At 72.4% G+C, this 22,937-nt stretch carries 19 protein-coding genes; 9 read left to right on the top strand and 10 right to left on the bottom strand.

Features of this window, described 5'->3' with window-relative positions; translation table 11 throughout:
- Positions 1 to 48: 48 nt before the first annotated feature.
- Entirely contained in the window at positions 49 to 1,809 is a 1,761-nt protein-coding gene (locus ACFWU9_RS30150) for an NAD+ synthase (protein ID WP_384324025.1), read from the top strand.
- Positions 1,810 to 1,833: 24 nt separating this feature from the next.
- Here the strand turns inward: ACFWU9_RS30150 and ACFWU9_RS30145 are convergent, their stop codons facing one another.
- The 3 genes from ACFWU9_RS30145 to ACFWU9_RS30135 form a co-directional block, all read right to left on the bottom strand.
- Positions 1,834 to 2,859, bottom strand: coding sequence for an endonuclease/exonuclease/phosphatase family protein (locus tag ACFWU9_RS30145; protein ID WP_384324023.1), 1,026 nt, complete (start codon positions 2,857 to 2,859; stop codon positions 1,834 to 1,836).
- Positions 2,860 to 3,055: 196 nt separating this feature from the next.
- Positions 3,056 to 3,703 (bottom strand): TetR/AcrR family transcriptional regulator, encoded by a 648-nt coding sequence (locus ACFWU9_RS30140; RefSeq protein WP_384324021.1) that lies wholly within the window; start codon positions 3,701 to 3,703, stop codon positions 3,056 to 3,058.
- A 91-nt stretch (positions 3,704 to 3,794) separates the two neighbouring features.
- On the bottom strand, positions 3,795 to 5,423 hold the full coding sequence (locus ACFWU9_RS30135; RefSeq protein ID WP_384324072.1) for a DHA2 family efflux MFS transporter permease subunit: 1,629 nt from the start codon (positions 5,421 to 5,423) through the stop codon (positions 3,795 to 3,797).
- Between the two features lie 208 nt (positions 5,424 to 5,631).
- Between ACFWU9_RS30135 and panB the strand changes: the two genes are divergently transcribed.
- From panB to ACFWU9_RS30120, 3 genes are all read left to right on the top strand, one after another.
- Entirely contained in the window at positions 5,632 to 6,492 is an 861-nt protein-coding gene (panB, locus tag ACFWU9_RS30130; RefSeq protein WP_384324019.1) for a 3-methyl-2-oxobutanoate hydroxymethyltransferase, read from the top strand.
- A gap of 231 nt (positions 6,493 to 6,723) precedes the next feature.
- On the top strand, positions 6,724 to 7,746 hold the full coding sequence (locus ACFWU9_RS30125) for an ATP-binding cassette domain-containing protein (protein ID WP_384324017.1): 1,023 nt from the start codon (positions 6,724 to 6,726) through the stop codon (positions 7,744 to 7,746).
- Entirely contained in the window at positions 7,743 to 8,603 is an 861-nt protein-coding gene (locus tag ACFWU9_RS30120; RefSeq protein WP_384324015.1) for an ABC transporter permease, read from the top strand. The genes ACFWU9_RS30125 and ACFWU9_RS30120 overlap by 4 nt, the downstream gene beginning before the upstream one ends.
- 98 nt (positions 8,604 to 8,701) lie before the next feature.
- Here the strand turns inward: ACFWU9_RS30120 and ACFWU9_RS30115 are convergent, their stop codons facing one another.
- The 3 genes from ACFWU9_RS30115 to npdG form a co-directional block, all read right to left on the bottom strand.
- Positions 8,702 to 12,187, bottom strand: a complete 3,486-nt coding sequence (locus tag ACFWU9_RS30115) for a BTAD domain-containing putative transcriptional regulator (RefSeq protein ID WP_384324013.1) — start codon at positions 12,185 to 12,187, stop codon at positions 8,702 to 8,704.
- Between the two features lie 175 nt (positions 12,188 to 12,362).
- Positions 12,363 to 12,536, bottom strand: coding sequence for a hypothetical protein (locus ACFWU9_RS30110; RefSeq protein ID WP_384324011.1), 174 nt, complete (start codon positions 12,534 to 12,536; stop codon positions 12,363 to 12,365).
- 132 nt (positions 12,537 to 12,668) lie between these two features.
- A complete protein-coding gene (npdG, locus tag ACFWU9_RS30105; protein WP_384324009.1) occupies positions 12,669 to 13,379 on the bottom strand; it encodes an NADPH-dependent F420 reductase in 711 nt (236 codons plus the stop codon).
- 147 nt (positions 13,380 to 13,526) lie between these two features.
- Between npdG and ACFWU9_RS30100 the strand changes: the two genes are divergently transcribed.
- Complete coding sequence (locus ACFWU9_RS30100) at positions 13,527 to 14,156, top strand: hypothetical protein (RefSeq protein WP_384324007.1); 630 nt, start codon at positions 13,527 to 13,529, stop codon at positions 14,154 to 14,156.
- A gap of 166 nt (positions 14,157 to 14,322) precedes the next feature.
- Positions 14,323 to 15,648: an MFS transporter gene (locus ACFWU9_RS30095; protein ID WP_384324005.1), complete on the top strand. Its 1,326-nt coding sequence runs from the start codon at positions 14,323 to 14,325 to the stop codon at positions 15,646 to 15,648.
- 22 nt (positions 15,649 to 15,670) lie between these two features.
- Here ACFWU9_RS30095 and ACFWU9_RS30090 read toward each other — a convergent pair whose 3' ends face one another.
- Positions 15,671 to 15,898 carry a hypothetical protein gene (locus tag ACFWU9_RS30090; RefSeq protein WP_384324003.1) on the bottom strand — a complete coding sequence of 76 codons (228 nt, stop codon included), beginning with the start codon at positions 15,896 to 15,898 and terminating at the stop codon, positions 15,671 to 15,673.
- 73 nt (positions 15,899 to 15,971) lie between these two features.
- On the opposite strand from ACFWU9_RS30090, the gene map reads away from it, so the two are divergent.
- Both map and ACFWU9_RS30080 read left to right on the top strand, forming a co-directional pair.
- Positions 15,972 to 16,829 carry a type I methionyl aminopeptidase gene (gene map / locus ACFWU9_RS30085; protein ID WP_384324001.1) on the top strand — a complete coding sequence of 286 codons (858 nt, stop codon included), beginning with the start codon at positions 15,972 to 15,974 and terminating at the stop codon, positions 16,827 to 16,829.
- A 222-nt stretch (positions 16,830 to 17,051) separates the two neighbouring features.
- Positions 17,052 to 17,714 carry a heme oxygenase (biliverdin-producing) gene (locus tag ACFWU9_RS30080; RefSeq protein ID WP_384324000.1) on the top strand — a complete coding sequence of 221 codons (663 nt, stop codon included), beginning with the start codon at positions 17,052 to 17,054 and terminating at the stop codon, positions 17,712 to 17,714.
- Between the two features lie 22 nt (positions 17,715 to 17,736).
- Here the strand turns inward: ACFWU9_RS30080 and ACFWU9_RS30075 are convergent, their stop codons facing one another.
- The 3 genes from ACFWU9_RS30075 to ACFWU9_RS30065 all read right to left on the bottom strand — a co-directional run bounded on the left by ACFWU9_RS30075 (position 17,737) and on the right by ACFWU9_RS30065 (position 21,729).
- Positions 17,737 to 18,405, bottom strand: a complete 669-nt coding sequence (locus ACFWU9_RS30075) for a PhzF family phenazine biosynthesis protein (RefSeq protein ID WP_384323998.1) — start codon at positions 18,403 to 18,405, stop codon at positions 17,737 to 17,739.
- 111 nt (positions 18,406 to 18,516) lie between these two features.
- Positions 18,517 to 20,121 carry an HtaA domain-containing protein gene (locus ACFWU9_RS30070; RefSeq protein WP_384323996.1) on the bottom strand — a complete coding sequence of 535 codons (1,605 nt, stop codon included), beginning with the start codon at positions 20,119 to 20,121 and terminating at the stop codon, positions 18,517 to 18,519.
- Positions 20,122 to 20,184: 63 nt separating this feature from the next.
- Positions 20,185 to 21,729, bottom strand: a complete 1,545-nt coding sequence (locus tag ACFWU9_RS30065) for an HtaA domain-containing protein (protein WP_384323994.1) — start codon at positions 21,727 to 21,729, stop codon at positions 20,185 to 20,187.
- Between the two features lie 181 nt (positions 21,730 to 21,910).
- Here ACFWU9_RS30065 and ACFWU9_RS30060 point away from each other — a divergent pair, with 181 nt between their 5' ends.
- Positions 21,911 to 22,936: a hemin ABC transporter substrate-binding protein gene (locus ACFWU9_RS30060; RefSeq protein WP_384323992.1), complete on the top strand. Its 1,026-nt coding sequence runs from the start codon at positions 21,911 to 21,913 to the stop codon at positions 22,934 to 22,936.
- The last annotated feature ends 1 nt before the right edge of the window (position 22,937 follow it).

Genomic DNA, 22,937 nt, shown 5'->3' with positions numbered 1-22,937 from the left:
ACACGCCTCGGGACCCCATCGCGTCAGAAAGACGATTACAGTGGAGTTGTGCCTCAACTACGTCTCGCTCTGAATCAGATCGACTCGACCGTCGGCGATCTCGCCGGAAACGCCGAGGCGATCGTGCACTGGACCCGGCACTCCGCCGAGCAGGGCGCGCATCTCGTCGCGTTCCCCGAGATGGTGCTGACCGGCTATCCCGTCGAGGACCTGGCCCTGCGCTCGTCCTTCGTCGAGGCCTCCCGCGACGCGCTGCGCGCGCTCGCCGAGCGGCTCGACGCCGAGGGCTTCGGGGAGCTGCCCGTCGTGCTGGGCTATCTCGACCGGTCCGAGCGGGACCGGCCGCGGATCGGCCGGCCGGCGGGCTCCCCGCAGAACGCCGCCGCCGTGCTGCACCGGGGCGGGGTGGCGCTGTCGTTCGCCAAGCACCATCTGCCGAACTACGGCGTCTTCGACGAGTACCGCTACTTCGTCCCGGGCGACACCATGCCCGTCGTACGGGTGCACGGCGTCGACGTCGCGCTCGCCATCTGCGAGGACCTCTGGCAGGACGGCGGCCGGGTCCCGGCCACCCGGTCCGTCGGGGCCGGTCTGCTGCTCTCGATCAACGCCTCGCCCTACGAGCAGGCCAAGAACGACACCCGGCTCGAACTCGTACGCAAGCGCGCCCAGGAGGCGGGCTGCACCACCGCCTATCTCGCGATGATCGGCGGCCAGGACGAGCTGGTCTTCGACGGCGACTCGATCGTCGTCGACGCGTACGGCGAAGTCGTGGCGCGCGCGCCGCAGTTCGCCGAGGGCTGTGTGGTCCTGGACCTCGATCTGCCGGCGGCCGCCGCCGAACCGCCGGGCGGCGTCGTGGACGACGGGCTGCGCGTGGACCACGTCGTCCTCTCCGAGGACCCCGTCCCCGCCTACGAGCCGGAGCTGACCGGTGGCTACGCGGAGCGGCTGGACGACGACGAGGAGGTCTACTCCGCCCTGGTGGTGGGCCTGCGGGCGTACGCCGCCAAGAACGGGTTCAGGTCGGTCCTGATCGGTCTCTCCGGCGGTATCGACTCCGCGCTCGTCGCCGCGATCGCCTGCGACGCGCTCGGCGCGGAGAACGTCCACGGCGTCTCGATGCCGTCCAAGTACTCCTCCGACCACTCGCGCGGCGACGCGGCCGAGCTGGCGCGCCGTACGGGGCTGAACTTCCGTACCGTTCCCATCGAGCCGATGTTCGACGCGTACATGGGCGCGCTCGGCCTGACCGGGCTCGCGGAGGAGAACCTCCAGTCGCGGCTGCGCGGCACGATGCTGATGGCCCTGTCCAACCAGGAGGGCCAGATCGTCCTGGCGCCGGGGAACAAGTCCGAGCTGGCGGTGGGGTATTCGACGCTGTACGGCGACTCCGTCGGCGCGTACGGCCCGATCAAGGACGTCTACAAGACGACGGTCTTCCGGCTCGCCCGCTGGCGCAACCGCGCCGCCGTGGAACGCGGCCAGACCCCGCCCGTCCCGGAGAACTCGATCGCCAAGCCGCCGAGCGCCGAACTGCGCCCCGGCCAGGTCGACACGGACTCACTGCCGGACTACGACGTGCTGGACCGGCTGCTGGCGATGTACGTCGACCGCGACCAGGGCAAGGACGCGATCGTCGCGGCCGGCTTCGACCCCGCGCTGGTCGCGAAGACCCTGCGCATGGTGGACACGGCCGAGTACAAGCGGCGGCAGTATCCGCCGGGCACCAAGATCTCGGCGAAGGGCTTCGGCAAGGACCGGCGGCTGCCGATCACCAACCGCTGGCGGGAGTCGCCGAGCCCCTGAACGGGCCCCGGGGCCCGCCGGGACTCAGAGTTCGATACGGGCGGCGATCGGCAGATGGTCGCTGCCCGTCCGGGGCAGCGTCCACGACGACATCGGCTCGACGCCCTTGACCATGATCTGGTCGATCCGCGCCATCGGGAAGGCGGCCGGCCAGCTGAAGCCGTAGCCGTGGCCCGCGGCGCCCTGGGTGGAACGCATCTGTGAGGTCACGGCGTTCAGGGAGCGGTCGTTCATCGTGCCGTTGAGGTCGCCCAGCAGCACGACCCGCTCGATCCGCTCGTCCGCGATCGCCTCGCCGAGCGCGTCGGCGCTGTTGTCGCGCTGGTTGGCGGTGAATCCGGCGTGCAGCTTGACGCGGACGGACGGCAGGTGCGCCACGTAGACGGCGACCTCGCCCTGCGGCGTCGTCACCGTGGAGCGCATCGCGCGGGTCCAGCCCATCCGGATGTCGACGGGGCGGCTGGCGGTCATCGGGTATTTGCTCCAGAGACCCACGGTGCCCTGCACCGAGTGGTACTTGTACGTCCCGGCCAGCCCCTTCTCGTACGTGGGAACGGCCGACGCCTTCAGCTCCTCCAGCGCCACGACGTCCGCGCCGGACTCCACGATCTCCCGCGCGGTTCCCTCGGGGTCGGAGTTCTCCGCGTTGACGTTGTGCGTGGCGACCGTCAGATCGCCGCCGCCGCCCGACTTGTCGAAGAGCAGCCCGCCGAAGAGATTGACCCAGACGACGGCGGGCAGCAGGAGCGCGACCAGCGCGGTGGCGGAGCGCCGTACCACCGCGGCCACCAGGATCACCGGGATCAGAAGCCCCAGCCACGGCAGGAACGTCTCCATGAGACTGCCCAAGTTGCCGATGCGGTTGGGGATCTGGGCGTGCAGGATCATCAGCAGCGCCGTCAGGACGGCGAGGGCCGCGAGGACGGCGCCCCTGCGCCAGATCCCGCGGTCGCCGCGCCAGCGGTCGATGTAGGCCCGGAAACGGCCGGTGGGAGGCTCGTTGTCCTCGGCGCCGTCCACCCGGACCTCAGCTGTGTACTCCTGCGTCATTCCGCCTGCCTCACTGCCTTGCCGTGCACGCCCGCCATCGACCCTAGGCGATGACGGGACCTTTCCCTGCCGTCCCCCCTGCGACGGCCGTACGGGCACAAGGACGACGGGTGAGGGGCGGTGGGTTCCGGACGCGGGCGGACGGGGGACGGCTGTGACGGAACAGGCACGTTCGGCGTGGACAGGCGGCCGGGGGTCAGTTCCCGGTCTCCGGGGCGGGTCCCCGGGGAGTGTCTCTCGGGCGCAGGCCTTCGAGCAGCGCCCGGATGATGCGCTCGGAGAGGTCGTCGTCGAGCGGGGCGTCCTTGCGGTGGATGGTGCGGACGAGCATGGGTCCGGCGAACAGTTCGTCCATCAGCTCCACGTCGATGTCGTCGCGGAGCTCGCCCGCGGCGACGGCGCGGCTGACCGCCGCCCTCATGGCGGCCCGCCGGGGCTCGACCACGGTGCACTGGTAGGCCCCCCACAGCTTCGGGTGGCTCTTCATCTGCGCGAAGACGCTGTACAGGAGGGTCGAGTTGCGCTGGGCGAGACCGCGGTGGCGCAGGGACTCCAGGCAGACGCGGATGTCGGCGAGGCCCGAGGTGCCCGACAGGGCGGGTTCGGGCGGCTCGATGTCGCGCAGGACGTCGACGAAGAGCTCCTCCTTGTCGCGCCAGCGCCGGTAGATGGTCGCCTTGCCGACGCCCGCCGTGCGCGCGATGCGCTCGATGGAGAGCCCGGCCAGCGGCTCGCCCTCCTCAAGAAGCCGCACCACGGCCTGGACGATCGCCCGTTCGGCCGCCTCGCTGCGCGGCCGGCCCCGCCTGGGCTCCCGTTCCCCGCCCTGTTCCTGCCCTCGCAATGGATCACCTTTCGCCCTGCCCGCGCCACGCCGTACGCCGTGCGACCCGGTCGATTGTCGCCGACGTCGGCTGGCGCGGTCGACAAACCGCTCAGTCGCGCAGAGCGGGCGCGGGCTCGGCCGGCGGCTCCGCCCGCGGCCCGGTCCGCTCCTTCGGGGCGGGCTCCTGCGGTGCCGGGCGCCCCGGCATGAAGAGCGCCACGACGACCGTGCCGATCAGCGCGACAGCGGCGGAGCCGAGGGCGGTGACATGCATCGCGGTCAGGAAGGCGTCGTTCGCGGAGGAGATCAACGGGCCGCCCGCGGGGCCGAGTTTCCCGGCGACGGCCATGGTCGCCTCGATCGACTCCCCCGCCGTGTCACGCGCGGCGGCCGGCACGGCGCCGAGGTGTCCCTCGATCTCGCCCCGGTAGGTGGTGGAGAGCAGCGAGCCCAGTACGGCGATCCCGAGCGCTCCGCCCACCTGGCGGAAGGTGTTGTTGACCGCCGATCCCGAGCCGGCCTTCTCGCGCGGCAGGGCCTGCATCACGGCGACGGTCACCGGCGGCATGATGTGGGCCATTCCGGCGCCCTGGACGAAGAAGACCACACAGAGCACCCAGACGGGCGTGGTGGCGTCGAAGAGGGCGAACGCGGCGAGGCCGACGGCGACGAGCAGCATGCCGACGGTGCAGACCGCGCGGGCGCCGAACCGGTCGACGACCAGCCGCGCGCGCGGCGCGAACACCATCTGCGCCACGGCGAGCGGCAGGATCAGCAGACCCGAGTCGAGGGCGCTGTAGCCGCGCACGCTCTGGAGGTAGAAGGCCGAGAAGAAGGTCACGCCCATCAGCGCGAAGAAGACCAGGGCGATCGCGGCGACCGCGGCCGAGAACGCCGGCTTCTTGAAGTAGGACATGTCGATCGACGGGTGGTCGCTGCGCTTCTGGTGCACGACGAACCCGGCCAGGACGGCGAGACCGCCGATGATCGAGGCCAGCACCGTGGCGTCGGTGAAGTCCGCCAGCTCGCCCGCGCGGATGATCCCGTACACCAGCAGGACGAGGCCGACGATCGAGAGCAGTACGCCCACCGGGTCGACCCGGCCGGGGTTCGGGTCCTTGGAGTCCGGCACCAGGAGCCACATCGCGATCAGCCCGACGATCACCACGGGGACGTTGATCAGGAAGATCGAGCCCCACCAGAAGTGTTCGAGCAGGACGCCGCCGGTGATCGGGCCGATGGCGATGCCGAGTCCGACGCTGCCGGCCCAGATGCCTATCGCCTTGGGCTGCTCGTCCCGCTCGAAGACGTTCATCAGGACGGCGAGGGTGGCCGGCATCACAAAGGCGGCGCCGAAGCCCATCAGGGCCCGGTACGCGACGAGTTCACCGGGCGATCCGGACATCGCGGCGAGGGCGGAGCCGACGCCGAAGACGGCGATGCCGAAGAGCAGCACCTTCTTGCGGCCGACGCGGTCGCCGAGGAGTCCGGAGGTGAAGAGGAGACCGGCGAAGACGAGGGTGTAGGAGTTGATCGCCCATTCGAGCTCGCTCTGGGTGGCGCCGATGCCGACGGGCTCGGGGCTCGCGATCGTCTTGACCGCGACGTTCAGGATCGAGTTGTCGAGCACCACGATCAGCAGGCTGAACATGAGGACGCCGAGGATGGCCCAGCGGCGCCGGTGAACGGCTTCGGGGACCCGGGGCGCCGAGTCGTGGACGCCGGCCGGCCCGGACATCGGTGAGGGCGACGACGGTGAGGGTGTGGACATGGCGACGAGCCTAGGCCCATTTCAATACGAGACCGTCTCGTATTGTAAATTCTTTACCCAATGGACCTCCCGGGCGGACCAGCCCCACTTCCCGTCGACGGTCATCGGATGCCACCATGGACTCGGTCCGGGGACGCCGTCAGGGCGCCTCGAGATGACGAAGGAGCCGTACGCCATGAAGTCCGAGGCTGCGCAGAACCCCTCCGGCGACAGCAAGTCGCTCTACGGCGGCACCAGCACCCGCCGCGTCACCGTCCACGACATCGCCGCCGCCAAGCGACGCGGCGAGAAGTGGCCCATGCTCACCGCCTACGACGCGATGACCGCCTCCGTCTTCGACGAGGCCGGCATCCCGGTCATGCTCGTCGGCGACTCGATGGGCAACGTCCATCTCGGCTACGAGACCACGGTACCGGTCACGCTCGACGAGATGACGATGCTCTCCGCGGCCGTCGTACGGGGCACCAAGCGCGCCCTCGTTGTCGGTGACCTCCCCTTCGGCTCGTACCAGGAAGGGCCCGTCCAGGCCCTGCGAAGCGCCACACGGCTGGTCAAGGACGCCGGGGTCGGCGCGGTCAAGCTGGAGGGCGGGGCGCGCTCGCTGCCGCAGACGGAGCTGCTCGTCCAGGCCGGTATCCCGGTCATGTCCCACCTCGGGCTGACCCCGCAGTCGGTCAACACCCTCGGCTACCGGGTGCAGGGCCGGGGCGACGAGGCCGCTCACCGGCTGCTGCACGACGCCAAGTCGGCGCAGGCGGCCGGGGCGTTCGCCGTGGTCCTGGAGCTCGTGCCCGCCGAGCTGGCGGCCGAGGTCACCCGGTCGCTGTCCATCCCGACCATCGGCATCGGCGCCGGTCCCGACACCGACGCGCAGGTGCTCGTGTACACCGACATGGTGGGTCTCACGGGTGGCAAGGTGCCGCGCTTCACCAAGCAGTACGCGAACCTCCGGCAGACGCTCGGCGACGCCGCGAAGGCGTTCGCGGACGAGGTCGCAGGAGGAACGTTCCCGCAGGAAGAGCACACCTTCCACTAGTCCCACCACCGCAGCCACTGCCGCAACAGAAGACAGCCCGCCGACATCCCCCATCGGCGGGCTGTCGGCATTCCCGGGGCCCCTTCCCGGTGGCGACGGCGGACTCCTCCGAAGGCGGACTCCTCAGGGCCCGCCTTCGGCACCGGTCGTGACATGCCCGACAGCTCCGTGTCGGCAGGCTGTCGGTCGCCTGTCGGTCCCTTGTCAGTGGCGGATGCCAGGATCAGCGGCATGACGCGAATCGACACAACCCCTGCCGACGGCACCACGGCCGTCACGGTGCGGGGCCTGGTCAAGCACTACGGTGCGACCAAGGCGCTGGACGGCGTGGACCTGGACGTGCGTGAGGGCACCGTCCTCGGTGTCCTCGGCCCCAACGGCGCCGGTAAGACCACCCTCGTACGCTGCCTCTCCACCCTGATCCTGCCCGACGCGGGCACGGCGGTCGTCGCCGGCTTCGACGTCGTGAAGCAGCCGCGACAGCTCCGCCGCACCATCGGCCTCACCGGGCAGTACGCCTCGGTCGACGAGAAGCTCTCCGGCTGGGAGAACCTGTACATGATCGGGCGGCTGCTCGATCTGGCCCGTCCGGCCGCCCGCAGGCGGGCCGACGAGCTTCTGGAGCGCTTCTCCCTCACGGAGGCGGCGAAGAAGCCGGTGCTCCAGTACTCCGGCGGAATGCGCCGGCGCCTGGACCTCGCGGCGTCGATGATCGGAAAGCCCGCGGTGCTCTACCTGGACGAGCCGACGACGGGCCTCGACCCCCGCACGCGCAACGAGGTGTGGGCGGAGGTCCAGCGGATGGTCGCCGACGGCGTGACGGTCCTGCTCACCACCCAGTACATGGAAGAGGCCGAGCAGCTGGCCAGCGAGCTGACGGTCATCGACCGCGGCCGGGTCGTCGCGGGCGGCAAGGTCGACGAGCTGAAGGCGAAGGTCGGCGGCCGGACCCTGGAGATCCGCCCGAGCGACCCCGGCCGGCTGCCGGAGATGGCGCTGGCGTTGAGCGAGACGGGCCTGGACGGCATCGCGGGGTCGCAGATCCACGACGGAATGCTCTTCGTGCCGATCCTCGCCGACGAGCAACTGACCGCCGTCATCGGGCTGCTGGGCGGGCGCGGTTTCGACATCGCGCACATCGGCACCCATCTGCCCAGCCTGGACGAGGTGTTCCTGGCGATCACGGGTGAGAAGACGAGCGACCAGTCCGACGACACGGAGACCGACGCACAGCTGAAGGGGGTCGCGGCATGAGTACGGCGACAACGACCAAAGTCACGGAGCCCGCGCCGGTCCCCCGGACCGAGCACTCCGTCAGAACCGCCGCCGACGAGGGCCGGATCGGCCTCCGGGGCAATCTGCGGCACATCGGCGCCCTCGCGCGCCGCAACGTCCTCCAGATCAAGCAGGACCCGGAGTCGATGTTCGACGTCCTGCTGATGCCGATCGTCTTCACGCTGCTCTTCGTCTTCGTCTTCGGCGGGGCCGTCGCGGGCAAGGGCAACCAGTCGGAGTACGTGAGCTATCTCGTCCCCGGTCTGATGGCGATGATGGGGCTCAACGTCTCGATGGCCGTCGGCAGCGGTATCAACGAGGACTTCCAGAAGGGGGTCATGGACCGGTTCCGGACGATGCCCATCGCCCGGTCGTCGGTCCTGATAGCGAAGATCGTGGTCGAGGTCGGCCGGATGATCGTCGCCTTCACGATCCTGCTGATCGTGGGCTTCATCCTCGGGATGTCGGTCGAGACCTCACCGCTCCACGTCCTGGGTGCGATCGGGCTCTCGCTGCTGTTCGGCGCGTCGTTGATGTGGATCTTCATCCTGATCGGTCTGACCGTGAAGACGGCGCAGGCCGTGCAGGGGGTGGGCTTCCTGGTGCTGATGCCGCTCCAGTTCGGCTCCTCGATCTTCACCCCGCCGTCCACCATGCCCGGCTGGCTCCAGAACTTCACCGACTACAACCCGCTGTCGAATCTGGCCGACGCGGCGCGCGGGCTGTTCATCGGCGGGCCCGTCGCGCACGACCTGTGGCTGACGCTGGCGTGGTCGGCGGTGATCACGGTGGTGACGGCGCCGATCGCGGTGGCCAAGTTCCGCAAGAAGACCTGAGGACACGCCTCCGGACGGGAGACCGGTCCTCCGCGCAGAAGGCCGGTCCTCCGGGCAGGAGGCAGGTCCCTCCGGACCGCAGGCAGGTCGAAGGCGCCTCAGGCGCCGGCGAGTTCGAAGGCCTCGTCGAGGGTGAGCGCGCGACCCTCGGCGAGCGCCTTCTCGTACGCGGCGCCCTCAAGCCCCCCGGCGCGGACCGTGGCATCCGCCGCCTCCCGGCACTCGCGCTCCTGCGAGGTCGAGTAGTGGCCGGTCGGCAGGTGGGCCTCGTACGCGCCCAGGAGGCGCGCCCCGTCCCGTACCCGCTCCGGGTCGCCCAACCCGGCCAGCGCCCAGCCCGCGGTGAGCAGATGGACGGCGGGCATCTGCGGGGCGACCACCCGGGACATCGGGTCGCGCGTATGGTCCAGTGCCCGCCGTGAGAGGTCGAGCCCCTCCGCGTAGTGCCCGTCGAGATTCTCCAGCCAGGAGAGCAGGCCGAACACGAAGCCCTCGAACAGGGCGAGATTGGAACGGCTGAAGTCCTCGCGCAGCACGTCGAGTTCACGGCGGCCCTCGCCGGCGCGTCCGGTGCGGCCGAGCCAGATCGCCAGATAGAGCCGGGCGGCCGGCTCGGCCTCGTAGTCCCGCCGGGCGGTCTGGGCGAGGATCTCGCGCAGCGTCGCCTCGGCCTCCGCGCCGTCGCCCGTCTCCATCATCACGCCCGCCAGCCGCGTGCGCAGGAGCGAGATCTGCGCCTCGGCGCCGAGCAGCCGGGCGTTGTCGATGGCCGCGCGGAAGTCGGCCGCCGAGCGCTCGAACTCACCGTTGCGCTCGAAGGCCTCGGCACGCGCCGACAGGGCCTCGGCCGCGCCCCACGCGTCGCCGATCCTGGTGAAGATCTCCAGGCTCTCGTTGGCGTCCCGGCTCGCGTCGCCGACCCACTCGGACCGGTTGGCGAGAATGTTGGCCCGCACCTGGAGGGCGGAGGCGAGCTCCCACTCGTAGCCGAAGTCCCGGCACGCCCGGACGGTCGCGTCGGTCACCTCACGGAGCCGGTCGGACTGCCCCGTCAGCAGGATCGAGAAGAACCAGAGCGAGCCGGGCGTACGGCAGGTCTGCGGCAGACCGGGCCGGTACACCTCACTGACGCGGTGCAGCCACTCCAGGGCCTCGGGCGAGGTCCACACGTCGAAGTCGTGGTCCATGTTGGAGAGTTGGATCAGCCGGGCCCCGCGCCGCGCCTCCTGGAGCTGTTCCGGCGCCATCGGCGGCGGCGCGTCCGTGCATCGCTCGTAGATCGGCGGGGCGGGGGTGACCGGCGGGTCGAAGGGGTCCGGGCCCAGTTCGGCGGCGGCGCCCGACCAGTGCCGGGCGTCGGTGCGCATGTCGCGGATGTGCCAGTACCAGGCCAGGGAGTGCACCAGGCAGAGCGCCTCGTGCTCGTCCTCGGTGGCGACGGCGTGGCGCAGCGCGGTGCGCAGGTTCTCGTACTCGACCGAGATCCGCTCGATCCACCGGAGCTGCTCCGGGCCGCGCAGCTTGGGGTCGGCCAGCCGGGCCAGCTCCCGGTAGTGCGTGAGATGGCGGCGCTCGGCGGCGGCGCGGCCCCCGGACTCGTCCAGCCGCTCACCGGCGTACTCCAGGACGGTCTCCAGCAGCCGGAAGCGCATCGCGCCGTCGGGGCCGGGGGAGGCGACCACGAGCGACTTGTCGACGAGGGAGCCGAGCAGTTCCAGCGCGTCGGGTCCGCAGACGGCCTCGGCGGCGGCCAGGTCGCAGCCGCCCGCAAAGACGGACAGGGCGCCCAGCGCGGTCCGTTCGCCGGAGTCGAGCAGGTCCCACGACCAGTCGACGACGGCGCGCAGCGTCTGCTGCCTCGGCAGGACGGTGCGGCTGCCGCCGGTCAGCAGCCGGAAGCGGTCGTCGAGGCGGTCGGCGATCTGCCGGGGGGTGAGCATCCGCAGCCGGGCGGCGGCCAGTTCGATCGCGAGCGGCAGCCCGTCCAGGCGGCGGCAGATCTCGTCGGCCGCGGCCGGGTCCTCGTCCGTACGGAAGCCGGGCCGGGCGGCGGCGCCGCGGTCGGCGAGCAGCCGCAGCGCCATGGGGTCCGGCAGTGGGCCGACGGGGCGGACGACCTCGCCGGGCACGCCGAGCGGTTCCCGGCTGGTGGCGAGGACGGTGACGCCGGGGCAGCGGGCGAGGAGTTCCTCGGCCAGCCGGGCGGCGGCGTCCACGACGTGCTCGCAGTTGTCGAGGAGGATCAGCATGCGCCGGCGCGAGCAGTGCTCGACGAGCCGTACGAGGGGGTCGCTGGCGCCCGGGTCGACGGCGCGCAGCCCCTCGGCACCGGCGCCGCGCAGTACGGTCTCGCGGGCGCCCAGCGCGAGGAGTACGGCCTCGGGCACGGTCTCCGGGTCGTCCACGGGCGCGAGTTCGGCCAGCCACACCCCGTCGGGCCAGCCACCCGGGTCGGCCGCCGCGGCGGCCTCCTGGGAAAGCCGTGTCTTCCCGGCGCCGCCGGGGCCGAGCAGGGTGACGAGCCGCGCGTCCTGGAGGTCGCCCTGGAGGGCGGCCAGGTCGGCGTCCCGGCCGACGAAGCTGGTCAGTGAGACGCGGAGGTTGCCGGTGGGTGAGGGGGCCGGCGGTGTGGGCGCGGGGCCCGGCGCCGGGACGGCGGTGCCGCGCGTGGTCGCCGTCTCCGCCGCGACCGCGGGCCGGGGTGTGCCGGGCGGCGCCTGACCTCCGGGCGCGGCCCCGTCGACCGAACCGGCGGGCCCCGTCCGGGGCGCCGGGCCCGGCCTGTCGCCGTCCCCGTGCTCGTCCGGGCTGAGCAACTCCTTGTGCAGCGAGCGCAGTTCGGGTCCCGGGTCCGCGCCCAGCCTGGCCGCGAGGTCGCGGCGGACGTCCTCGTACGCCGACAGCGCCTCGGCCGTACGCCCCACGTCGCGCAGCGCGCGGATACGCAGCGCCTGGAGCAGTTCGTCGATCGGGTGGTCGTCGCAGAGCGCCGCCAGCTCCGGCAGCGCCTCCTCCGCCATGCCGAGGGCGAGCGCCGCCGTGAGCCGGGCCCGGCGGGCGCCCAGCCGGCGGGCCTCCCAGCGCGCCGACTCGGCGCTGCGGTCGGGCAGGTCGGACAGCGCGGGACCGTGCCAGAGACCCAGGGCCTCGTCCAGCAGTTCGGCGGCCCGCTCGGGGCTCCCGTCGTCCAGGGCCCTGGTGCCCTCGGCGGTGAGCCGCTCGAAGCGGTACAGGTCCACGTCCTGCGGGTCGGCGCGGAGCCGGTACCCGCCGGTGTCGGAGACGACCGCCCCGGCGCCGAGCACCCGGCGGAGCCGGCTGACCAGGGCCTGGAGGGCGCCGGCGGCGTCGGCGGGCGCGTCGCCGTCCCAGACCTCCTCGACGAGGGTGGCCACCGGGACGGTCCGGCCGGGCCGCAGCGCCAGGACGGTCAGCAGCGCGCGCAGCCTCGGTCCGCCGACGGCGTACGGGGTGCCGTCGGCGCGCAGTGCCCTGGTGGGGCCGAGAAGCCGGTAGCGCACGTCACCATTGTCCGGTACGACAATCCGCCCGGCCGCCCGCTCCACCACGTCCCCGCCCCGCATGTGCCGCCTCTCCCCCTCCGTACGCCCACCCCCTCCGTACGCGCCGACTCCGCATGGCACCGGCTCCGTACCCCACCCTCGCCGGAACTCGGTCCCCCGCGCGAGACGTTTTCCCGCGTGTCGCTCGTACGGTCGGGCGGGCCCCCGCACCGGGTCCGTCGGGTGGCGCGTGCGGCTAGCGCGGGGCGGTCGCCCTCGACCGGCGGAGGTAGTACCACGCCATGTTCGAGGACAGCCCGGCCAGCAGCACCCAGCCGACGCCGAGCCAGTTCCCCCGCACGAAGGAGACCACGGCCGCCGCGATGGCCAGGAGGCAGACGACGAGGGCGTACAGAGCGAGGCGGGGCATGGGGTCGGCTCCTGTCGGGGGCGTGAGGACGTGCGTACAGCCACCGCCCAGTGTCCCCCATGCCCCGGCCGCCCTCCGATGCGGTACGGCCCGCCCGGTCCGCCCGGGGCCCCGCTCCGGCCCCGCCCGCCGTCAGACGTGGGTGACGCGCAGGCCCGCGTGCGCCTTGTAGCGGCGGTTGACGGAGATCAGGTTCGCCACGAGCGACTCCACCTGGTGCGCGTTGCGCAGCCGTCCCGCGAACACCCCCCGCATACCGGGGATACGCGCCGCCAGCGCTTGCACCATGTCGGTGTCGGCCCGCGTCTCGCCCAGCACCATCACGTCCGTGTCGATCCGCGCGACCGCGGGGTCCAGGAGCAGCACGGCGGACAGATGGTGGAACGCGCCGGTCACGCGTGAGTCGGGCAGCAGGGCGGCGGCCTGTTCGGCGGCGCTCCCCTCCTCCGGCGTCAGCGCGTAGGCGCCCTTCTTGTCGAAGCCGAGCGGGTTGACGCAGTCGACGACGAGCTTGCCGGCCAGTACGTCCCTGAGCGGTTCCAGCGTCTTGGCATGGCCCTCCCACGGCACCGCGACGATGACGATGTCGCTGCGGCGCGCGCACTCGGAGTTCTCCGCGCCCTCCACACCGAGGCCGAGTTCGGCGGCGGCGGCCTCGGCACGCTCGGCGGCCCGGGAGCCGATGATCACTTTCTGCCCGGCCTGTGCCAGCCGGTAGGCGAGCCCGCGCCCCTGGTCGCCGGTGCCGCCGAGAACACCCACCGTCAGATCCGCGACATCGGGAAGCTCCCAGGGGTCCTTCGCGGGGGGCTTCGGCGTGCTGCCACTGTCAGTTGAAGTCATGAGTTCGACAGTACTTGCCGGTACGGGGGCCGCCCGGCGCGACCCTCACCGTCCCGACTGGCCCACCGCACAGCCGGAATGACCCGTTCGGGTGACGCCGCGCTGACCTCCGGTGCGGGGCGTGGCGCTGCGGCAGGATCCCGGCCCATGGATGCCGTACGCGTCGCCCTTCTCCGTGAGGTCCTGTCCGGAACGGAGTGGCCGGCCGCGACCCGCCGGTTCGCCGCGTCCCTGCGGTCCTCGGTCGTGCCGCACGGGGGCGGGCTGCTGCTGGTCGGGACCCGGGCGTACGAGCCGTGGCATCTGGCCGCGCATCTGGTGGACGAGGCGGCCTGGTCGGGCCGCCCGGAGCTGACACCGCTGCTCGTACGGCACCGGGTGCGGCCGGGCGATCCCCCGCATCTGGCCGTCGGGCTCGGCAGGCTCCAAGCGGCGGGGCGGGGCGAGACGCTGCTGATGGTGGCGCCCGAACGGCCGGACGGCGGGCTGCTGGAGCGGGTGCACGACGCGCGGCGGGCCGGGGCGACCGTGCTGTCGCTGGGCAGCGGGGACTCCGAGGTGGTGGGGCTGGCGCACGACGCGCTCACGATCGCCCCCCGGCCGCCGGACGCGTCCCAGGAGGGCGCGGCGGGCGTCGATCTCGACATCGTCCAGCATCTGGTGAGCGCGGCGGCCGGTGAGAACAGCCTGCCGGACGCGCGCGGCAGGCGCCGCTTCCGGGACCGGCTGTCGCGGCTCGTCGACCAGCTGACGGCACCGCCGCCCGCCCGCTGGTGATCTCCCGGGCGCCGGCACGGCTGTGACGGGCGGGCGTCCGGGGCGGGGGCGGCCGGTCCGGGGCGGGGCGGGGCCGGCCGGTCCGGGGTGACGGTCGGCCGGTCGGGGGCGGGGGCCGGCTAAAGGAGTTGCCCGGCGCGGCGGCCACGACGGAGCATGGCCTCTCGTGACCAGAAAGCTGTCCGCGATCCTGCCGGACCTCACCCCGCTGCGTACTCTGCGCGAGTTCCGACTCCTCTGGATCCAGGGGCTGGTGACCTATTTCGGCAGCTCCATGGCCATGATCGCGCTGCCGCTCCAGATCAAGGACCTCACCGACTCGCCCCTCGCGGTGGGCGCGATGGGCGCCGTCGAGCTGGTCCCGCTGATCGTCTTCGGGCTGTACGGCGGGGCGCTCGCCGACGCGGTCGACCGCCGCAAACTGATCCTGCTCTCCGAGGCCTGCCTCGGACTGCTCGCGGTCGTCCTGCTGATCAACGCCCTGCTGCCGCGTCCGGCCCTCTGGCCGCTGTACGTCGTGGCCGCCGGCGTCTCCGCGCTGGCCGGTGTCCAGCGGCCCGCGCTGGACTCGCTGATAGCGCGGATCGTGCCGCACGCCCAGACGACGGCCGCCGCCGCGCTCAACGCGCTGCGCTGGCAGACCGCCGCGGTCGCGGGGCCCGCGGTGGCGGGTGTGGTGGTCGCGCTCTCGGGGACGGCGACGGCGTACGCCCTGACCGTGGCCGGGTTCGTCGCCTCCGTACTGATGTGTCTGCGGCTGCGGCCGGCGCCGCCTTCCAAGGAGGCGGGGAAGCCGTCGCTGCGCGGGATCGCCGAGGGCGCCCGGTACGCGTGGAGCAAGCCGGTGCTGCTGGGCACGTACGCGGTCGACCTGAGCGCGATGTTCTTCGCCTTCCCGCTCGCGATCTTCCCGTTCCTCGCGGAGGACCTGGAGGCGGAGTGGGCGCTCGGGCTGATGTACGGGGCGATTCCGCTGGGTTCGGTACTGGTCAGCCTGACCAGCGGCTGGGCCTCGAAGATCCGGCGGCACGGCCTGATGGTGGTGCTCGGCGCCGGCGGCTGGGGCCTGGCGATGACCTTCGCGGGCTGGATGCCGAACATCTGGCTGGTGCTGTTCTGTCTCGTCCTGGCGGGCGCCGGCGACATGCTCAGCGGACTGGGCCGTTCGACGATCTGGAACCAGACCATCCCCGAGGAGCTGCGCGGCAGACTGGCGGGCCTGGAGGTGCTGTCGTACAGCGTGGGCCCCCAGCTCGGCCAGGTCCGCGCGGGCACGGTCGCGGGCTGGACCGGCACCCGTCCGGCGGTCTGGAGCGGCGGGGTGGCGTGCGTGGTGGCGGTGGGACTGCTGGCGGCGGTGCTGCCGAAGCTGATGACGTACGACTCGGAGACGGACGAGGACGCGCTGCGCCGCAAGGCGCGTCAGGAGGCTCAGCTCGCGGCGGCGGACGGGGCCGCCGTGGAGGCCCCGGCGCCAGGGGCGGTGGCCTGACGCCGGACGGCCGGACGCGGGATCAGCCCCGGGGCGGTTCCTCCGGCCTGTCGTGCCAGCGCGGGTCCGTCTCCCAGTCGGCGTTGCGTTCGGCCGCGGTCGCCATGGCGCGCTCCGCCTCCTGCCGGGAGGCGTACGGCCCGAAGCGGTCCTTGGCCGGACAGTCCGGACCCTCCTCGACCTTCTTGTGTTCCAGGCAGTAGTACCACTCGCCCGGCTTACCCGCCGCGCGCTTCTTGAACAGGGCCATCGTCGGCTCCTTCCTCTGGTGAACGGCATGCTGCCCCACTGGGGGCTTTTGAACGCTGGTTAGACTCGTTCGCATGTCTGGCCAGTCACTGCTCGTGCCCGGGGAGCTCTCCCCCGCCCGTTCCGTTCCCGCGAAGATCCGGCGTCCCGAGTACGTCGGGAAACCTCAGCCGACCCCGTACACCGGGCCCGAGGTGCAGAGCGAGGAGACCGTCGAGCTGATGCGGACCGCCGGGCGGATCGCCGCCCGGGCGATGGAGGAGGCCGCGAAGCACATCGCGCCCGGGGTCACCACCGACGAGCTCGACCGGGTCGCCCACGACTTCATGGTCGACCACGGGGCGTACCCCTCCACCCTCGGCTACCGGGAGTTCCCGAAGTCGCTGTGCACCTCGGTCAACGAGGTCATCTGCCACGGAATCCCGGACTCGACCGTGCTGCGCGACGGCGACATCGTCAATCTCGACGTCACCGCCTACATCAACGGCGTGCACGGCGACAACAACGCCACCTACTTCTGCGGCGATGTCGACGAGGAGTCCACGCTCCTGGTGGAGCGGACCAGGGAGGCGCTGAACCGGGCCATCAAGGCCGTCAGGCCCGGCCGGCAGATCAATGTCATCGGCCGCGTCATCGAGTCGTACGCCAAGCGCTTCGGTTACGGCGTGGTCCGGGACTTCACCGGGCACGGCATCAACTCGTCCTTCCACTCCGGGCTGATCATCCCGCACTACGACAGCCCGCACGCGACCACCGTGATGCGGCCCGGCATGACCTTCACCATCGAGCCGATGCTCACGCTGGGCACCCATGAGTACGAGATGTGGGACGACGGCTGGACCGTGGTGACGAAGGACCGCAGGCGGACCGCCCAGTTCGAGCACACACTCGTGGTGACGGAGACCGGCGCGGAGATCCTGACCCTGCCCTGAGCCGTCTCGGCCGCCCCCCTGACCAGCTCGGCCGTTCGCGGAGGCCACACCGGTGGCGGGTGTCCCCCGCGCGGCCGGCGGGTATCCCTTTTACCGACAGGACGTCGGGAACCAGTTGACTTAGGTAAGCCTAAGTAGGAGGATCGGCGAAGGCAGGCGCCCCTGCCGCCGCGCCGGATCCCGGTCTGGTTCTTCCGTTCCCATCGGCCTCGGAGGCCCGCCTTGGACGCAATCGCCACCACTCCGTTCTCGACGATGATCCGTGTCGCCTCGCACGAGAAGCACGCCGAGGTGAACACCTCGACCTTCATGAGCGACCTGCTCGGGCAGCGCTTCGGGGTGGAGGCGTACACGCGCTACACCGAACAGCTCTGGTTCGTGTACCGCGCGCTGGAGGACGCCGCGGGGACCCTCGAAGGAGAGCCGGTCGCCGGTCCCTTCCTGCGGCCCGAGCTGATGCGCACCGACGCCCTGGAGCGCGACCTCACGCATCTGCGCGGTGCCGACTGGCGCGAGGGCCTGGAGCCGCTGCCCGCCACCGCCGCGTACGCGGCCCGGGTCACCGAGTGCGCCCGCACCTGGCCCGGCGGCTATGTCGCCCACCACTACACCCGCTATCTGGGGGATCTCTCCGGCGGCCAGGTCGTGCGTGACATGGCCGAGAAGACCTGGGGCTTCGCGCGCAAGGGCGACGGGGTCCGCTTCTACGTCTTCGACGAGATCGCCAACCCGGCTGCGTTCAAGCGCGCCTACCGCGAACTGCTGGACGCGGTGCCGGTGGACGATCTGGAGAAGCAGCGGATCATCGAGGAGTGCAAGCGGGCGTTCGACTTCAACGGCGCCGTGTTCCACGAGCTGGAGGGCGAGTTCCCCCTCAGCGCCTGAGGGGGGACGCCGGGGACGGGGGTCAGCGCGACGGGAGCAGACGCACCCGTCCGCCGACCTCGACGGAGCCGTCAGGGCCGGGGGCGGTGAGGATCTGCGACCCCCGGCCCTGTGTGATGTTCAGCGCCCGCCCCAGCTCGGCGGTGAGCAGCAGGGCCGCCGCGCCCGTCGCCTCGTCCTCCACGATGCCGTCGTCGCGGCGCGGGAAGGCACGCGCCCTGACCCGGCCCGCGGACTCGTCCTCCCACGCCCACGCGTAGAGCCAGCCCTCGCCCGGCGGAGGCGCGGGTAGCGCCTCGACCTCGGCGGCCGTGGCGTAGCGGCGCAGGGTGCGCGGCGGGGCCCATTCGGGGCGCGCCGTGATCCAGGTGAACTCGCCGTCCTGGCGCACCCACACCTCGCCGACGGGCGGGTTGACCAGCTCCAGGTCGAGCAGCCACGCGGCCCCCACGAGCGGGTGCCCGGCGAACGGCAGCCGCAGCCCGGGGGTGTATATGTCCACCTGGCCGCGCTCGGGGTCGTCCACGAACACGGTCTCGCTGAAGCCGAGTTCGGCGGCGAGCGCCTGCCGGGACGCCTCGTCGGGATAGGCACGGCCTTCCCGTACGACGCCGAGCGGGTTGCCGTGCCGCCCGTCGCCCCCGCAGAAGACGCTCAGTACTTCGATGCCGCCGGTGCCGATGTCAGTCACGCAGGCATTGAAACATCAGCCGTTGAACATCACGTACGAGGTGTGCCGGACGGGCAGGGCCGTGCCGCGACTCCCGCGGTACGGCCCTGCCCCCTCATGGTGCCCGAAGGCTCAACTCGCGGGTCGGCTCTCGCCGTTGGCGGGGTTGCGGCGCCGGGCGGCGTACACGGCGGCGGCGCCCAGGACGGCGAGCGCGCCCGCCGCGCCGGTCAGCGCGCCGGTCGGGACCTCTGCGCCGGTGCTCGCGAGACTTCCCACGCCCCCGGCCGAGCCGCCGACGGTGCCCCCGCCGGCCGTACCGGCGCTGCCGCCCGTGGTGCCCGTGCCACCTGTCGTACCGCCCGAGCCCCCGCCCGCAGCGCCGCCCGGGAGCTGGGCGTCGTCCGTGAGGGAGACGGCCGCGGTGACGGCGTCCAGCGCCTCGCCCGCCCGGTACATGCCGCCGAACGCCTTCGTGCCGTCCGCCGTCAGCGAGGCGGGTACGGCGTCCAGCGTCACGACTCCGTTCTCCGCCTCCAGGTCACCGGCCGGCAGGTCGAGCGTGGCGATCGTCAGGTCCTCGAAGGTCGAGACCTCGTGGGTCTCCCGGTCCTTGGTGGTGACGTCCGCGACGAGCGTGCCCCCGCCGTCCCGGACCTCGGCCTCCAGACCGCTGAGCTCCAGGTCGAGTACGTAGGAGCCCTCCTCCTCGTGGCCCAGGAAGCGGACCGAGCCCCCGAAGTCGGCGGAGAGGGTCCCGGTGTCCGCGTCGAAGGTGCCGGTGGCCCCGGGGAAGCGGTACGCCTCGCCCGACTGGGCCGCGCCGTCGGCGAGTTCGACCTTGCCCTTGGCGACGGGGCCCGTCACATACGTACGGAAGCTCTTCTTGACGCCCCAGTCGAGATTCCCGTCGACGATCGCGCCGTCCACGACGGCCGGGTTCGTGGGCTCGTCGGTGGGCTCGTCCGTCGGGTCGTCGGTGGGCTCGTCAGTGGGGTCGTCCGTCGGGTCGTCGGTGGGGTCGTCGGTCGGCTCGTCAGTGGGGTCGTCCGTGGGCGGCCTGTCCGCCGTCACGGAGAGCGTCGCCGGATCCAGTGGCGCGCCCGCGGCGTAGAAGCCCGCGAAGGCCTCGGACCCCTCGGCCGTCAGCTCGGCGGGGATGTCCTTGAAGACCATCGCGCCGTTCTCGCCCTGGCCCGGCCGCACGGCCGTCAGATCGAGATCGGCGATCGGCACGTCGTCGCGTGTCGTGGACTCCCCCTCGGTCACGCTGGTGACGTCGGCGGTGATCTCCCCGCTCTCGCGGCCGGTGTTGACCTTCACATCGCTCAACCTGATGTCGAGGACGCCGTGGTGACCCTCGAAGCGCACGCTTCCCTCGAAGGCGGTGGCGGTGGCGTGCGTGCCCGTGTCGTAGGTGCCGGTGCCGCCCGTGAACGTGAACACGCCGTTGCCGGTGGCCTGGGTCGCACCGTCGGCGGCCGTGATCTTCCCGCTCGCGACGGGCGAGAGCAGGTACTTGCGGAAGGACTCCTTGAAACCCCACTCCAGGGTGCCGTCCTTCAGGTCGAGCCGCGGCGCGGCGGGAGCGGCGGGAGCCTCGGGCGCGGCGGCCACGGCGGGCGCGGACGGGGTGCTGTCGGACGCGAACGCCGGGACGGCGAGCGCGGTGGCGCCGACGGCCACGACGGTGGCGACCGCCGCGGCGAGGGCGATGGGACGACGGGTGGCTGGCATGTTCGGGGGTCTCCTCGATGAGTGGGAAGGCGCTGAAGGAGGGGGGTGGGGTGCGGGGGGAGGTCAGATTCCGTCGGCTGGGGTGCCGGAACCGGTGTCCGGGCCGCCCGCCGAATCGGCGACGGCGTCGGCACCGTCATCGGCCCCGGCCGCCGTCGCCGTCGCCGGTGCCGCGTTACGGCGGCGGACGCCGACGTACACCGCCAGGACGGCGGCGAGCAGCACACCCGCGCCGATCCCTCCGTAGGTGAGGGCCCGGGAGGAGGCGGACGAGGAGGCGGAGGTGGACGCGGCATCGTCCACCTCCGCCGGCTTGGTGGGCCCGCCGGTCGTCGCGCCGGACGCCGGCTCCGAAGACGCCTCGGCGCCGCTGCCCAGATCGGGCAGCGCGGGCAGCTTCGCCTTCGGGTCGAGGGCGACGGCGAGTGAGAGGGGATCCATGGGGGTGCCCGCCCGGTACAGGGAGCCGAAGGCCTCGGCGCCGGGCCCGGTGAGCGTGGCGGGGGCCTCGGTGAGTGCGGCGAGGCCGTTCCTGGGGGTGAGGTCCCCGGCGGTGAAGGTCACGAGCGGGACTGCCTTCTCCGGCGCCTTCCCGTCGCTCGCCACATCGGCGGCCAGGGTGCCCTTCCCGCCCCTCACCTTCACGCTGATGGCGCTCAGCGTCAGGTCCAGCCGGGTTCCGGTGAAGCGGACGCTGCCGGCGAAGTCGGCGTCGAGCGTCCGCTTCTTCGCGTCGTACGTGCCCTTCCCGCGCGGGAAGCGGAAGAGCGCTCCGCCGTCCTGGGCGCCACCGTCGAGCGTCCAACGGCCCTTGGCGATCGAGCCGGTGACGTACTCACGGAAGGTCCGGCGTACGCCCCAGTCGACGGCGCCGTCCTCCAGAGCGCCCCCGGCCCGCTCGCCCTCCGTCCTGTCCGAGCCCTCGCCGGCGCCCTTGTCGGTCTCGGCGGGCTTCCTCGGAGGCCGATCCGCCGGGTTCTCCGCCTCGGCCATGTCCACGGAGAGGCTGACCGGGTCGAGCGGTGTCCCCGCCGTGTAGTACCCGGCGAACGCGGTCGCGCCCTGTGCGGTGAGCGTCGACGGGACGTTGGTGAGGGCGACCGGGCTGCCGCCGCCCCTCATGTCGATCCCGCCGAGGTCGAGCGAGGCGAGCGGGACCTGCGACGACGTGGTGACCTTCCCGCTCCCCCTGGCCTTGCTGGTCATGTCGGCGTAGAGGGTGCCCCGGCCGCCGGAGATCCGGACCGTGGGCCGGCCGACGGTCAGGTCCAGCTCGTGCGAACCGTCGGGCCTGGTGTGGCCGACGAACCGGACGCCGCCGCTGAATCCGGCGCTCAGCGCGCCGCCCTCGGGGTCGTACGTCCCGGAGGCGGAGTGGAATCTGAACCGGCCGCCGCCCACGGTCGCCGCGCCTCCGGTCAGGCTCCAACTGCCGCCCGCCACGGGCCCGGTGACATAGCTCTGGAAGGAGGACCTGATGCCCCAGTCGAGCCTGCCGCCCTTCACGGTGCGGTCCGCCGCGTGAGCCGTCGCCGCCGGGAGCAGGGCCCCGAGGAGCACGGCGAGCAGCGCGACGGTGAGTGGGCGCACCGGTCTGGACGACAGCATCAGAGATCACTCCTACGAGGGAGACGGCGGCGGCCACGGGCACGCCGAAGAAGCCCGGTTGAGCCACCCCGGACCTGGTAAGCAAGGTAAGGCTAACCTAAGCTATCTCCAGCTCGGTTCGGAACCCTTCCGCCCCGGGCGCCTCAACGGGACTCCACACAACGACGGGACGGTGCACTCCGTGCGCACTCAACGCCTTGCGGGCGCGGTCATCTCGGTGCTCACCCTCACCCTGCTCGCCACCGGCTGCGGCGGAGGCGACGACGGCGGGGCTGACAGCGGCGCCGGGACCGCGAAGGGCGCGGCGGCGACGGCCCCCGCCGACCGGGTCGAGCCGCTGGCCACCGTCCCCGAGCCGCGACTGCCCGTCACCGTGGACTCCGCCGACGGGACGAAGGTCACCGTCACCTCCGCCGACCGGATCGTCCCGCTGACCGGATCGCTCAACGAGATCGTCTTCACCCTCGGCCTCGGCGGACACGTCGTGGCCCGTGACATCACCGCCACCTTCGAACAGGCGGAGAAACTGCCCGTGGTGACCCGGGCGCACGACGTCTCGGCCGAGAGCGTCCTCTCCCTCAGACCGACACTCGTCATCGCCGAGACCACCACAGGGCCCGCCGAGGCCGTCGACCAGATCCGGGACGCCGGAATCCCCCTGCTCGTCGTGGAGCCCGCGAGGAGCCTGGACGACGTCGGCAGGCGCATCACGGCCGTGGCGCACGCGCTGGGCGTGGACACGGCGGGCGAGGAGCTGAGCTCGCGTACGGCCGGGCGGATCGCCGCCGTACGGAAACGGATCCCGGCGTCCGGCGACGGCGCGAAGCCGCGCGTCGCGTTCCTCTATCTGCGCGGCTCGGCGTCCGTCTATCTGCTGGGCGGCCGTGATTCCGGGGTGAGTTCGCTGCTGGAGGCGGCGGGCGCCGTCGACGCGGGCAAGGAGTCGGGGCTCGACAAGGACTTCACCGCGATCACCAGTGAGGCGCTGGCGAAGGCCGCGCCCGACGCGATCCTGCTGATGACCAAGGGGCTCGAATCGGTGGGAGGTCCCGACGGCCTGGTGAGGATCCCGGGCGTCGCCGAGACACCCGCCGGTCTCGACCGCCGGTTCCTCGCGGTCGACGACGGCGTGCTGCTCAACTACGGGCCCCGTACGGACCAGGTGCTCGCGTCCCTGGTCGAGCAGCTCCACCCGGACGGCGAGTGAC

This window comes from Streptomyces sp. NPDC058653, from assembly GCF_042716895.1.
Classification (GTDB): domain Bacteria; phylum Actinomycetota; class Actinomycetes; order Streptomycetales; family Streptomycetaceae; genus Streptomyces.
The sequence above is the reverse complement of the archived record's forward strand: the minus strand, read 5'-3'. Positions and strand labels throughout refer to the sequence as shown.